The sequence below is a fragment of the Caloramator sp. genome (genome assembly GCF_020054765.1).
Taxonomy (GTDB): Bacteria; Bacillota; Clostridia; order Clostridiales; family Caloramatoraceae; genus Thermobrachium; species Thermobrachium proteoclasticum.
Map to the genome: position 1 here is coordinate 25,770 of NZ_JAIHAO010000007.1, position 13,959 is coordinate 39,728.

General features: G+C 28.4%; 16 protein-coding genes. All 16 read right to left on the reverse strand.

The annotated features are described in order from the left end of the window. Nucleotides 1-3: 3 nt before the first annotated feature. The gene (gene flgL / locus JG776_RS03985; protein ID WP_291964913.1) at nt 4-903 is read right to left on the reverse strand and encodes a flagellar hook-associated protein FlgL; all 900 of its coding nucleotides are present in this window, start codon (nt 901-903) and stop codon (nt 4-6) included. An 8-nt stretch (nt 904-911) separates the two neighbouring features. Further along, the gene (gene flgK / locus JG776_RS03990; protein ID WP_291964914.1) at nt 912-2,681 is read right to left on the reverse strand and encodes a flagellar hook-associated protein FlgK; all 1,770 of its coding nucleotides are present in this window, start codon (nt 2,679-2,681) and stop codon (nt 912-914) included. Between the two features lie 12 nt (nt 2,682-2,693). Beyond that, complete coding sequence (locus tag JG776_RS03995) at nt 2,694-3,119, reverse strand: flagellar protein FlgN (protein ID WP_291964916.1); 426 nt, start codon at nt 3,117-3,119, stop codon at nt 2,694-2,696. Between the two features lie 2 nt (nt 3,120-3,121). Next, entirely contained in the window at nt 3,122-3,397 is a 276-nt protein-coding gene (gene flgM, locus JG776_RS04000) for a flagellar biosynthesis anti-sigma factor FlgM (RefSeq protein ID WP_291964919.1), read from the reverse strand. 66 nt (nt 3,398-3,463) lie between these two features. Then, nucleotides 3,464-4,561, reverse strand: coding sequence for a flagellar motor switch phosphatase FliY (gene fliY, locus JG776_RS04005; protein ID WP_291964921.1), 1,098 nt, complete (start codon nt 4,559-4,561; stop codon nt 3,464-3,466). Further along, a complete protein-coding gene (gene fliM, locus JG776_RS04010) occupies nt 4,554-5,543 on the reverse strand; it encodes a flagellar motor switch protein FliM (RefSeq protein WP_291964923.1) in 990 nt (329 codons plus the stop codon). Before fliM ends, fliY begins: the two co-directional genes overlap by 8 nt. Before the next feature lie 13 nt (nt 5,544-5,556). Next, a complete protein-coding gene (locus JG776_RS04015) occupies nt 5,557-5,946 on the reverse strand; it encodes a chemotaxis protein CheW (RefSeq protein WP_291964925.1) in 390 nt (129 codons plus the stop codon). Between the two features lie 15 nt (nt 5,947-5,961). Then, nucleotides 5,962-6,321, reverse strand: a complete 360-nt coding sequence (cheY, locus tag JG776_RS04020) for a chemotaxis protein CheY (RefSeq protein WP_027307555.1) — start codon at nt 6,319-6,321, stop codon at nt 5,962-5,964. 18 nt (nt 6,322-6,339) lie between these two features. Further along, on the reverse strand, nt 6,340-6,936 hold the full coding sequence (locus JG776_RS04025) for a chemotaxis protein CheC (RefSeq protein WP_291964928.1): 597 nt from the start codon (nt 6,934-6,936) through the stop codon (nt 6,340-6,342). Between the two features lie 13 nt (nt 6,937-6,949). Continuing rightward, entirely contained in the window at nt 6,950-8,944 is a 1,995-nt protein-coding gene (locus JG776_RS04030) for a chemotaxis protein CheA (RefSeq protein WP_291964930.1), read from the reverse strand. Nucleotide 8,945: 1 nt separating this feature from the next. Further along, nucleotides 8,946-9,722, reverse strand: coding sequence for a protein-glutamate O-methyltransferase CheR (locus JG776_RS04035; RefSeq protein WP_291964932.1), 777 nt, complete (start codon nt 9,720-9,722; stop codon nt 8,946-8,948). A 4-nt stretch (nt 9,723-9,726) separates the two neighbouring features. After that, nucleotides 9,727-10,767 carry a chemotaxis response regulator protein-glutamate methylesterase gene (locus JG776_RS04040; RefSeq protein ID WP_291964934.1) on the reverse strand — a complete coding sequence of 347 codons (1,041 nt, stop codon included), beginning with the start codon at nt 10,765-10,767 and terminating at the stop codon, nt 9,727-9,729. Nucleotides 10,768-10,769: 2 nt separating this feature from the next. Continuing rightward, nucleotides 10,770-11,252 (reverse strand): chemotaxis protein CheD, encoded by a 483-nt coding sequence (locus JG776_RS04045; RefSeq protein WP_291964936.1) that lies wholly within the window; start codon nt 11,250-11,252, stop codon nt 10,770-10,772. Nucleotides 11,253-11,266: 14 nt separating this feature from the next. Continuing rightward, a complete protein-coding gene (locus JG776_RS04050) occupies nt 11,267-11,713 on the reverse strand; it encodes a chemotaxis protein CheW (RefSeq protein ID WP_291964938.1) in 447 nt (148 codons plus the stop codon). Nucleotides 11,714-11,724: 11 nt separating this feature from the next. Beyond that, nucleotides 11,725-13,491 (reverse strand): DUF342 domain-containing protein, encoded by a 1,767-nt coding sequence (locus tag JG776_RS04055; RefSeq protein WP_291964940.1) that lies wholly within the window; start codon nt 13,489-13,491, stop codon nt 11,725-11,727. Nucleotides 13,492-13,599: 108 nt separating this feature from the next. Beyond that, entirely contained in the window at nt 13,600-13,908 is a 309-nt protein-coding gene (locus JG776_RS04060; RefSeq protein ID WP_291964942.1) for a metalloregulator ArsR/SmtB family transcription factor, read from the reverse strand. Nucleotides 13,909-13,959 lie beyond the last annotated feature (51 nt).

A 13,959-nucleotide genomic window follows, 5' to 3' on the forward strand; every position in this document is an offset into this window, starting at 1 on the left:
CTCCTACCTTAAAAAGTCTAATAAGCTTGGTTGTAGTATTTTTGCTCCAGTTTGTAATGATGCCTGATAAACACTTTCCATTACCTTATACTCCATAACCTTTTGTGCTATATCTATATCATAGGTTTTAGCAAGAAGCTGCGTCATATTAAATGTTTCCATATCATTTTTTTGCATCATATCCTCAAGTCTTTTTTGTTTAGCACCAACTTCAGCCCTTATTTTTAATATATTGTCCATCTCTTTATCTAAATTACCTAATTCGTCTGCTGCACTTTGATTATTGTTTAATTTATTTACTATATCTGTTATCACTTTAAATAACCCTACTTCACCTTGAGAATTTGAACCAGTCTCATTAAAGTCGCTTCCTTTAACTGATACATCAATATAAACACCAAAGGACATCTCCTTTTTTAATCCATTTGTTGAACCTTTATATAGTACATTACCACTTGCATCCTTTACAAATGGAGGTTCTGTTGTATTGTCTCCACCAAATATATATCTTCCATCGTATGAAGTATTCCCTATTTGCATAATTTGATCTTTCAATTGCTCTATATGCTTTTTTAAAGCATGCATTTCTGTTTCAGTATATCCACCATTACCGCTTTGAATAATCTTTTCACGCACTGTTTGAAGTGCATCTCCTATTTGTCCCAGTGCCACATCTACAGTGTCAAGCCATCCAATTCCTTCCTCTATATTCTTTTTATATCTTTCATTGGCTGCTATTGATGCCTTAAGCTCCATCGTTCTTGCAACTTTAAAGGGGTCATCTGATGGTTTTTGTACTTCATGGCCAGATGATAATTGATTTTGAAGTTTTTGCATCTCTTCTAAGTTTATCCTAACATTGTTTAAAAAATTCTTTGAAAGAACTTTATTAGTAATACGCATTTAATCACCTACCTTCTTAAAAGTCCATTAACAACTACATCAAGAAGCTGGTCAATTACACTTATCATTTTAGCATTTGCCTCATAGGCCCTTTGAAATTGTAGCATATTAGTCATTTCCTCATCTATTGAAACACCTGATACAGATTCTCTTCTTATTACAAGTTGGTCAACTAAATTCTCTTGGTTTTTAACCATTCTCTTTGCCTCTTGATTTGAAACTCCAAGTTCAGATATAGTTCCCTTATAATATCCTTCTATTGTTGCGCCAGATGCATTGCTCGTCATTGTCAAATTAGTTAAGTCTAAGCTTACACCCTTTAAAGAACCTATAAAATCATTTCTATCATTTAATTGAGTTATATTAAATCTGGTATTTCTAAGTTGTCCTATAAGAAGTGCCCTTTCTCCATTTCCTGCGTTTGTACCTGTTTTACCTGCATTTATTTTATCTAATTTACCATTCTCAATATCAGAGATTAATTTTAAATTCTTAGCTGCTATGTCACTTGTTTCTGCAACTTTATCAAAGAAATCTCCTTCGTTATTTAAACCATTATGAATGGTATTTACTGCAATTGCTATACCCTTTGCTAATTTGTTAAGTTGGTTTTTGTATTTATTTATTTCATCTGATAATGCCTCAAGTCCTTTAAAGCTTCCATTGGCAAACTTTACTGGTTTTATTCCACTTTGACCTTCTAAAACAACATTAGGATTTTTATTTTCTTCTGTTCCATAAAAAATATGAGGCATTATATTTAAAATTTTATTAGGATTATCTTTGTCCACTTGAAAATAATTTTGTAATTCTTTACTATCATTAATTGTTACCTCTTGAGACTCAAATTGATTGTTAAAATCCCCATTTATATATCCCTTAAATTTTACTGTAATAGGAAAGTTAATGGTCTTTGGAAAATCCTTTTTGTTAATAGTATTATTATTTGAGTCTGTTATTATAGCATCACTTATAAAATACATAACCTTTTCTATTTTTGTATCTGTTATTAATTTAACCTCTCTTGTTTTTGTCATTCCATTTTCATCTGTATATTCTTCATATCCATATAGTTCTATCCCATTATAATCTGTAGGATTTGTTTTAATTGAAAGTCTTTCTGAAATCTTATCCAGCAATAAATCCCTTCTATCCATTAAATCATTTGGATTTTTTCCACCTATTGTTACAGCTTTAATCTGCTCATTCAAATCTGCAATTTGCTTTAGTATACTAGAAACTTCAAAAACTTGATTTTGCATCAAATCTGATACACTAGATTCAATATCTTCAAGTTGTGTATAGTTATGCCTTACACCTTCACAAAGTGCCATAGCATTACTTCTTACAAGTTCCCTTGAAGTTGAGCTTTCAGGGTTAGTAGCTAACCCCTGCCATGAATCCCAAAAGCGAGTTAAAAGTGTTCCTATACCTGTATCAGAAGGTTCGGTAAAAACTGTTTCTATTTGAGATAAAAACTGTTCTCTTGCCTTATAATTTTCAAGTGTACTTGTTTCTTTTCTTATATAAAAATCTAAAAATTCATCCCTTGACCTCGTTATACTATCAACCTTAACACCTGTTCCTATTTGGCCAGGTTCTGCTGAGGTTGTCAATGATGGCATACCAAATGGTGTTGTAGTTTTAAGATTTGCCCTTTGAACAGAATACCCCTCTGTATTGGCATTAGCAATGTTATGTGAAACAACGTGTAGTGACGTTTGCTGTGCCTGCATTCCCCTCTTTGCAACATTAAATGTATTAAAAAGACCACTCATTTTATTTTCCTCCTATATTGTTGTATTAAATATGCTCTGTAGAGATTCATCTACCTTTCCCGTACCCTTGTATGTCACTATTTTATTTTCGTTACTTAATATGTTTGTATACATTTTAATATAGGCTAAAGATTGCTTTGTAAGGAGTGAATTTAACTCATTTTTTTCTTTAACAGTCTCTGTTAATTTAATTATTTCTTCTATTAATTCTTGTTCAATTATACCTTCAGAAATTAGGTCATTAGCAGTTTTATTACCACATATTTCTTTTCTTTTTCTTTCAAGTTTAGATAATTCTAATGCTAAATTTTTCTTTTCTTCTATAATTGTAGGCAGTTTTGATGCTTCGTTGTTTAAAAGTATTTTTCTTTCATCCTCTAATAAAATTTCAAAATTCTTTAATATATTTAATTCAGATGTTAATATTTCCTTTATCATAATTATTCACATCCCTTTAATTCCTTTAATAATGATTTTGCTATTTTATCTGTATCAATGTCATATTTACTATTTTTTATTTGTTCCTTTATTCTATCAACTTTTTCATTAACTACATCATAATCCTTAGCAACACTTAAATATTTAGCTATTTCTTTACTAAAATTGGAAATCTCAATTGAATCGGATCTATTAGATTTAACTGTATTGTTATTTTGGATAGTTCTATTATTTTTATATATGTTAATAATATTGCTTGTTGTAAAGTTAATTTTCATAATATACCACCTCATTATGATTATCGTAGTAAAAACATAAAACTTTAGAGTAAAAAGTCTGCAGTTTTATTTTCCCTGCAGACTTTTTACTCTTTCGGTATTACTAACTATACTTGTTATTCTTACACCAAAATTTTCATCTATTACTACGACTTCACCTAAAGCAACTTTTTTACCATTTACTAAAATTTCAACAGGTTCTTCTGTTAATTTATCAAGTTCAACTAATGAGCCAACAGACAGTTCGAGTATATCTTTTATTGTCTTTTTTGTTCTACCTAATACGACTGATATTTCAAGAGGAACATCAAGAATTAGATCAATATTTTTAACTTCATTAGTAGCAATTGGAGTAAGTGGTGCAAATTCAGCCTTTTGAACATTATTTTGTGGTTTATTATACTCGTGCGGTGTATATTCTACTTGTTGAGCATTTGTGTTAGTATCAATAAAGTAGTTTTCAACATTTGCTTCATTATCAAAAATTTGTTTTTGTTCTTCAACTGTATTTTCTTCTGTACCAGTTAATTTATTTATTATCATTTTGGCTGTTTGTATGGGTAGCAGTAACATTATTTCACTATCTACTAACGCATCAATAGTAAGTCTAAAGGAAATCTTTACTATATCATCATCCTCTGATATTTTTTCAGATAGTTTGTTATTTTTCTCATCCCAAACCGATGCATAAGGAGGTGAAATATTAATTGGCATATTTAACATTTGTGATAATGACGTAGCAGATGAACCTATCATTTGGTTCATTGCTTCAGACACAGCACTTATTTCAATTTCCGATAAAGTGTCTGCTTTTCTTGTACCATCACCACCCATCATTAAATCAGCTATAACTATTGCATCGGTTATTTTAATTAATAATAGATTTGCGCCAATTAAACCTTCAATATATTCAACTTCAACAGATATAATAGGAACATCAAATTCTTTTTTCATCTCGCCTAATGAAGTTATACTAACTCTTGGCGTAGTAATATTAACCATTCTGTTTATTATTGTAGAGAGTGCTGTTGAAGCTGACCCCATTGAAATATTACCAATTTCGCCTAACAAATCCTTATCAGTTTCAGAAATTGTTTCTTTTTGTGTAAAACCTCCATTTAAAAGAGCATCTATTTCCTCTTGTGAAAGTAGTCCATCATTCATAATCTTCCACATCCTTATCTATAATTTCTGCTATTTGTATACCCATTTTTTTACCGATAACACCAGGATATACTTTATAATGTAAGTTATCTTCAATATAATAATTTAATGTACCGTTAATTTTTGTATTAAGTTTAATACAATCACCTACTGTTAAATTTAAAAAGTCTTGAACTGAAATTATTGATCTACCCAATTCAACGTGTGAGTCAACTTCTACATTCATAATATTTTTTTCAAGCTTTTTAGTTACTTCAATATCTGATTCAGTCTTTATATTTGATCTGTATTGTATAACAAGTTTATCTATAAATTTTTCTACTGATATATAAGGAATACACATATTAATAAAACTTTGATTATTATTTATCTGAACTTGCATTGTTATAAGTTCGACTGGTTCATTAGGCGCTAAAAATTGGTTTAAAACAGGGTTTGTTTCTAAGGAATCAATCTTTGGTTCTACTTCTATAATATCTTCCCAAGCAAGTTTTAGCCCCTCAAGCATTTTATAGTTTATTTTTTTAATAATATTTTTTTCAATTTCCGTAAATTCTCTAACTTTAATAAGTTCTTTGCCTTCACCACCGAACATAATATCTATAGTTTGAAATACAAACTGAGGACTTGTTTCAAATAAAAATAAGCCATTAAAGGGTTCTAAATAATATGATATAAGTATTGTCGGATTTGATACAGAATGAATAAATTCCTCATATGTTATTTGTTCGGTGGATATAACTTTAATCTGAACTGATGTTCTTAAATTTGCTGTTAAATAATTCGAAGCTATTCTGGCAAAATTTTCATGAACCATTTCCAATGTTTTTACGTGTTCTTTTGAAAACTTATTTGGTCTTTTAAAATCATATTTTTTTACCTTTTGCTTAGTTTCCTCTGTTTTTTCCTCAAGATTTAATTCACCTGAACTTAAGGCAGACAGGAGGGCATCAATTTCACTTTGAGATAATATTTCTCCCATCTTATCCCTCCTATTACTTTATCAAATTTTCACCGTCTAATAAAGTTACAATATAATCTTTAAAATTAATAACTCCTCTTATTAACGTATTTTCATTATTTATTTTTTCAAGCATATCATCAGTAATATCAACAACCTCTTGAACACTGTCAACCATAAGTCCAACTTTTTCCTCTTGTACTTCTACAATAATAATATTTTCTTGATTTTTTTCAGATTCTATATTCAAATATTTTTTTAAATCAATTACAGAGATAATATTTCCTCTTAAGTTTGCAAGACCGCTAATATAGTGTGGAGATTTAGGAACAGAAGTTATATTCATCATTTTTTCTATACCATGGACAAGTCTTGTTTCTAACGCAAATCTTTCTTTACCAATATTAAAAATTACTACTTGCATTATAAATCAACTCCCTTACCCAAGCACCTTCTTTAATGCTTCTAAAACTCTCTCAGGTTGGAAAGGCTTAACAATGAAATCTCTTGCACCTGATTTTATAGCTTCCATAACCATTGCTTGTTGTCCCATTGCAGAACACATAATTATCTTAGCATTAGGATCAAAGGCTTTAATCTCCTTAACTGCTTGAATTCCATCCATCTCAGGCATTGTTATATCCATTGTAACTACATCTGGTTTTTCTAATTTATATATTTCAACTGCTTTAGCACCATTTGGAGCTTCGCCTATTACTTCATAACCATTTTTTGTTAGTATGTCCTTTAGCATCATTCTCATAAAAGCCGCATCGTCAACTATTAATACTCTTGCCATTTTTAATTCCTCCCTTAATTATAGACCTAATTTATTTAATAATATTTCTAATGAACCTGGCTTTGGTATAAAAAAGAAATTACCTTCTATTTCATTATTATCAACTATGAATTTTGTGTCTATAGCTAAAACATTTTCACTATATTGTTCTGCATCCATAAACGTTGTTGTCATAATTGCAGCCAACATATCGATAGCTACAGATGGCACAGAAGTTACAACTGACATATTTGCTAACTGAGCAATTGCATTTAAATAAGAATTTCCTAAGATGTTACCAACTTCTTGAAAAATTGAGTATAGCATATCTTCGTTTAATTCTGTTATTCCAAACATAAGCGTATTTGTAAACTTTTCTGCTTCTTCATTTTTTATCATAAATAAAATATTACCTAAAACATCTCCAAATACCTTTAAAAGTACTGCAACAACTACATCATCATCATTGCCTACTCTTCTTATCATATCGTTAAATTCCAAAATGTCAAGTTGAGGTATTTCCATATCAACTTTTTTATTTATTAACTGAGACAATGCTGTTGCTGCATTACCAGAACCTATATTCCCAACTTCCTTTAATGCATCAATTTGAAATTCAGTCAATTTTAATTCCATAAAATCACCTACTTTAAACAATTGCAGCGACATCAAGTATTAATGTAACTAATCCATCACCTAATATTGTCGCACCCACATATTCCTTTAAATTTTGCAACAATTTACCCACTGGTTTAATTACAATTTCTTGTTGGCCTAATAACTCATCAACAAGCAGACCAACAGTCTTTTCACCTGTTTTTACAATTACAATGTATTTGTTGTTTGATTCTACTGATTTTAGATTTAATTTTTCAGATAATCTTATGATTGGTATTATTTTATCTCTGTATAGTATTACTTCTTTATTATTTGTTAACTTAATCTCATTTACGTTAATATTAATTACTCTGTCAATAAAACCAAGAGATATTGCAAATGTTTCATCTGATACCTTAACTAATAATGCTTGTATTATAGAAAGAGTTAATGGTAGCCTAATTATGAATGCTGTTCCTTTACCCTTTTCACTAACAACCTCAACAGTTCCACCTAAATTAGATATTTTAGTTTTAACAACATCCATACCAACACCGCGACCAGATATGTCAGTTACTTTTTCACTTGTACTAAATCCTTGCATAAAAATTAAATTTTTAATATCATTCTCTGACATACCTTCAGTGCTTATACCTATAGATTCAGCCTTCTTTTTAATTTTTTCTAAATCAAGTCCTTTTCCATCATCTTCAATTTTAATTACAGCTTTGTTTCCCTCTTGATATGCAATTAACTTTATAGTTCCCTTTGCTGGTTTACCAAGTTTAATTCTTTCTTCTGTTTTTTCTATTCCATGGTCAGCTGCATTTCTAATTAAATGTACTAATGGCTCTCCTATTTCATCTATAACTGTTCTGTCTAATTCAGTATCTTCTCCTTTTATTATCAAATCAATGTCTTTTCCAAGTTCCTGTGATAGGTCTCTAATCATCCTTGGGAATCTATTGAACACTCTTTCTATAGGTAGCATTCTTACCTTCATTACTAAATCCTGAAGATCAGATGTAATTCTTCCTACTTGCTCTAATGTTTCGTGTAGTTCACCTAATCTGTAATTTGTGCTAATTTGCTCCAATCTTGTTCTGTGAATTACTAATTCTCCAACTAAATTCATAAACTTGTCTAATCTTTCTAAGTCAACACGCACTGATTGGTGGGCCTTTTTATTTTTTTCCTCTTCTTTGGTTATTTTTGCTTTTGTATTTTCTTGTTTTTTATTGATATCAACATCGATATTGTTAGATTCTAATTGATTATAAGATTGTTTCTTAGTTTCAATATTATTTACTGATTTAGATGATTCAGCTATTGAATTAATATTGACTTCTTTAATTTCAGATATATTTAAAATTAAATCTTTAACTTCATCTGCATTCTTTTGTGTTAAAAACATAATATAAAATCTATCTTGAAAATTCTCTTGCTCGAGGTCATCAACCGAAGGTACCGTTTTAATTATTTCACCTAAATCTTCAATTGTTTTATAAACTAAAAAGGATCTTGCAGATTTTAAAAGACAGTCATCAGTTAAAATAATTTCAGCTATATATACGTTATAATTTTTTTCTTTTGCCTGTTTTATTATGTTCTCATCATAAATATTTAAGGTAAAATCTATATTGCTTCTTTCATCTTTTTGTTCTTTTTTGCTTTCACCAACATTTTCAAGTTCTTTTATTAAATTATCAATGTTTATTTTTTCATCATTACCATCCCTTATATTATTTATCATTATTTCTAAAGTATCCAAACATTTAAATAAAACATTAATTATGTTTGAATCAACCTTTAAAATATCATTTCGGAATTTATCTAAAACATTTTCCATTTTATGAGTCAATTCAGCTATATCAGTAAATCCCATACTTCCAGCCATACCCTTTAAAGTATGAGCAACTCTGAATATTGAATTAATTATATCTTTATTTTCTGGATCCTTCTCCAGCTCTAAGATATTTTGATTTAATGTTTGTAAATTTTCAGATGATTCTTCCAAAAAAACATCTAAATATTGGGACATATCCATATTAATTACCTCCCGGCTTTCTATATATAAATGTTGATGCTTTTTCATATCCAAATTCCTTATAATTATAAATACTTTCAGTTGCACCTACAAATAGCAATCCTCCAGGTTTAAGAGAATTGTAAAAGTTTTGGTAAATTTTATTTTTAGTTTCTTGAGTAAAATAAATGACTACATTTCTGCAAACTATTAAATCAAAACCAGATTCATATTTATCTAAAATTAAATCGTGTTTTTTAAATGTTACCCTGTTTTTTATATCTTCGGATATATAATATTTATCATCCTTTTTTGTAAAATATTTATTTAAAGTATTGTCATCTACATTTCTTATTTCATTTTTATTATAAACTCCTTGTTTGGCAACCTCTAATATTGTTTGGTCAATATCGGTTGCTATTATTGTATGTTTCTTATTAGGAGTTAGTCTATCCATTATTATAGCAAGTGTATAAGGTTCAGCTCCTATTGAACAAGCTGCACTCCATATTTTTAAGCTATTTTTTTCGGGTCTTAAATAATCCTTTATCTTCTGTTCTAAATCTAAGAAAAGCTCCTTATTTCTAAAAAATTCAGATACATTAATTGTTAAATGATCTAAAAATTTTTTACTTAAGTTTGAATCTGATGATAATTTGGTTATAAAATCAATTTCGTTTTTCGCTCCTGCCCGTTGCATAAAATTTTCTATGCGTCTAATTAGTTGTTTTGATTTATAAGCAGAAAGATTAATTCCATATTCTTTTTGAACAAACTTTTCAATTTTTTCAAATTCCATTGGTTCACGCCCTCTTCAAAAGTTTTAGAATATATTCAAGAATATCACTTTCGTGTAAAACTACGTCTACACAACCAGTTTGTATTGCAGATTTTGGCATTCCAAATACCACTGATGATTCTTCATCCTGTGCAATCACAAAACCACCATATTTCTTTACTTCAATTGCACCTTCTGCACCATCCTTGCCCATACCTGTAAATATCGCTGCTATTGTACCTGATTTATAATATTTTGCAGCACTTATAAATAGTTTATCTACTGCTGGTCTAACTCCGTGTATTTGAGGTGATAAGTCTAATCTGATTTCACCGTTAACTACAAGCATATGGTATCCACCTGGTGCAATATATACAGTATTTTCTTTTATTTTTTGTTTATCAACAGCTTCTACAACTTCTAAATTGCTGGATTTGTTCATTCTTTCAGCAAAAGCCTTTGTAAAACCAACAGGCATATGTTGAACAACAAGAACAGGAATATTTATATCCTTCGGAAGTTTAGTAATTAAATCAAATAAAACCTTTGGTCCTCCAGTGGAAGCACCAAGAAGAAGAGCATTATATTTGTTCTGATTTATATTTATACTTTTATTATTTAAATTAATATTTATTTTTGTATTACTTTTTTTAGTTTTATTTTTATATGCATATGCGTATCTTATTTTTTCAGCAATGTCATCCTTTATTTTATCAATATCAAGAGATATACTACCTGATGGCTTTTGTATAAAATCAAAAGCACCTAATTGTAAAGCTTCAATTGTAATATTAGAACCTTCACTTGTAAGACTACTTAACATTATTACTTGAGCATTCGTATATTTTTTAAGTTCAATTAAAGCTTCTAAACCATTTTTTTTAGGCATCTCTACATCAAGTGTTATTACATCAGGATTTAATTGTTTTGCTTTTTCTATAGCCTCAAGTCCATCTCTTGCTGTTGAAACTACCTGCATATCTCTTTGGGAATTTATTATGTCTGATATCATCTTTCGCATAAAAGCTGAATCATCGACAACTAATACTTTTATTTTTTCAAACATAGTTACAACTCCTTTATACCTTCTCCAGTAATCCTTAGAATTACTGTTGCTGTAGTAGGATCAACAATCATTGTTCTACCTTTATTGCCACCGATATCTTCTGCTATTATAGGTATATTTAGTTCTTTTAATATAGACTTGACAGCTTCTGCATTTCTTTTTCCAATATCCATCATTGGGCTTTTATCTGCAAAACTAAACATACTTGCTCCACCAGCAATTTTAGCCTTTAAATTATTTTTATTTGCTCCAGATGTAATCAGTTTTTGTACTAATAGAGGAATAGCTGTATCAGCATACTTCATTGGATTGTTTATATTTGAAAATGCTTTACTGTCTGGAAGCATTATATGCGATAATCCAGCAATTTTGTTTAAATTATCTATCAAAGCAATACCAATACAAGAACCTAATCCCAAAGTAATAAGTTTATCAGGTGTTTTTGCTATGTTAAGATCTCCTATGCCTACCTTTATTTCTTGCATTTATATCTCTCCATTTATAATGATGTAATACTATTTAATTCTTCCTTTGACAATAGCTTATCTGTATCAATCTTCATTATAATTCTGTCTTGCTTTTTTATAATTCCTTTTATATATTTATTAGAATAACCGCTTATTATTTCAGGAGTTGATTCAGATTCATTTTCATATATATCAATTACTTCTTGGACATCATCCACAAGTAGACCAATAGATTTTGAATTATTTCTTACAACTATTATTTTAGAATTTACATTATCATTTGATTCACGTTTAAATTTTATATTTAAATCTATAAGAGGTAAAATAGAATCTTGATATTTAATAATACCTTTTATAAAAACAGGTGCTTCTGGAACTTGAGTTGGACTAACATAACCAAGTATCCTTTCTACTTGCTGAATATCAACAGCAAAGTCTTCACCATTTAACTTAAAAACAACAACTTTTTCAGTGGACATAAACATCACTCCTAAAGCTTAAATTTTTCTACAATTAATTCTCCCTTTTTAACGTAAGCCTTTAACTTTTTAACAGGCTCATCGATTTTATACTTGATTTCATCAAAAATTAGAATAGTATTTTGATAAGCAATTTCTACTTCGATTACACCTTCCTTTGTTGTTTTTAATGTAGTCGTAACACCGTGTGTTGAGCCTACTTCCCCTGCTTTAATGTATTTTTTTGCTTCAATCTTGCCGCTTCTTAAAACACTATTATTTAGTTTAAATATAACTGAGTTTTCAGCATTTATATTTGTATTATAGCAACCAGTACCTAATATTTCTACATTATTTGTAGAAATAATATTAGAATTTTGACAGTACATTACATAAATATCTGCTGGAGAAATATCAATTGTTATATTTTGTATTAAAGATTCAACAATTTTTAAAGTATTATTGATTAAGTTTATATCTCCATTAACCTCCATTGAGTTTATATAATTTTGTATTACCTGTAGTTGTTTTTTCATGTTTAAATCTAATTTTGGCAGGTTAATCAAATTATTATAATTATTATTGACTTTTTCTTTTTCATTTTTAAATTTGGAAAAAATAATTATTTTTAATAATTTTGATAATTTATCTTGAGTAAATTGTTCATTATTTTTACTTTGTAAAATATCAAATATAGCTCTATTTAATTTTGATAAATAATCCTTAATATCTATTAAATAGTTGTAAATGGTAATATATAGTATCGCTTGAGCACCTACAGTTAAATTCGAACCAATAACGTTTCCAGATATATTAATATCTGAATTAGAATAAATTTCAGCTTGAACAACATTTCCTTTTATAATAATTTCTTTACCACCGACTATCTTTATTCCTTCTAATACATTTCCATCGATATAAATTGAACCATTGTATTCTATATTACCAATTTGTTTATCTACATCACCTTTAATTTTATAGGTAGGAAATACACAAATACTGTCGTTTTTTATTCTTGGCATACCTGATACTTGAGCAATTGCACGTTTAAAATTATCTAATACTTCACACCCAGGCCCTTTTTTTAGCTTTTTTACTTCTCTTTTTCTTGGATTTATTGGTCTTCCAAAAACATCAAAACCAACTACTCCATCTTGTCCAGAATGAACTATTGCTAATACTTTACCTGATTCAACAAATTCAACTTCTTTTATACTATTATAAAAATCGACTTTTTTTTCATTTTCTAAATAGTCATTTTCAATATTAGTACCAAAAAAATATTCTATTTTATCATCAATTGGCTCAACTGGACTTTTACCCTGTGCAATTACACCATATCCGCTGTCTATAATGCTTTTAACATTTTCCCATTTTACACCGTAAACAATTTTATTTTCTTTTAAATACTCATTAATTAACATTGTTATTTCGGTATCTAAAAGAAATTCATCTGTAAATTCAAAATCCAAATTTAAAATAGTAGATTTAGGTGTATTTTTCAAACGCCAATTTTTTAACTTATTTTTATCTAATTTTAAAACTGCTTCAAGTCCATTGTTATTTATTTCAATATTTAAAAATTTTTTATATATGTCTTTATCTATATCAATATCAATTATATCGTCTGGTTTTATCTCACTTATTCCTTCAACTATTTTTCCATTTATTTTAATAAATAAATTTTTATTAAAATTGATTTTAATAAAATCATTACCAAGATAATAATATAACTTGTTGTCTAAAATTTCTGCTTTACTTTCCCCATCAACACTTATAATGTTTTTTTCTATTATCATAACATCACCCCTAATTAAATATTAACGATATTTACAAAAAATATCAACTATAATTTAAAATAAAATTTAATATAATTAAAATAGCTGGCATAATACCAGCTATTTTAATTATTCTATGCAATTACAATCATACATTTTATAGGGGCATTCGATTGGTTTCTCCAAAAGTTTTGTAATTTCATTTTGTAGATAATCAAAGGTATCTCTATTTATTGAATAAAATATCCATTTACCTTTTCTTTGAGTGTTTAATATTCCTGCATCACTTAAAATTTTTAAATGGTGTGATACAGCAGGTTGACTTAAATTTAAATTATCACAGATATCACAAACACACATATCACAACAAGATAACATTTTAATAATTTTAATTCTGTTTTCATCAGAAAGTGCCTTTAGTATATCAACTAATTTCAAATTTATCACCTTACCTCTTATTTTAGTTGTATTATGTATATTATATTATAA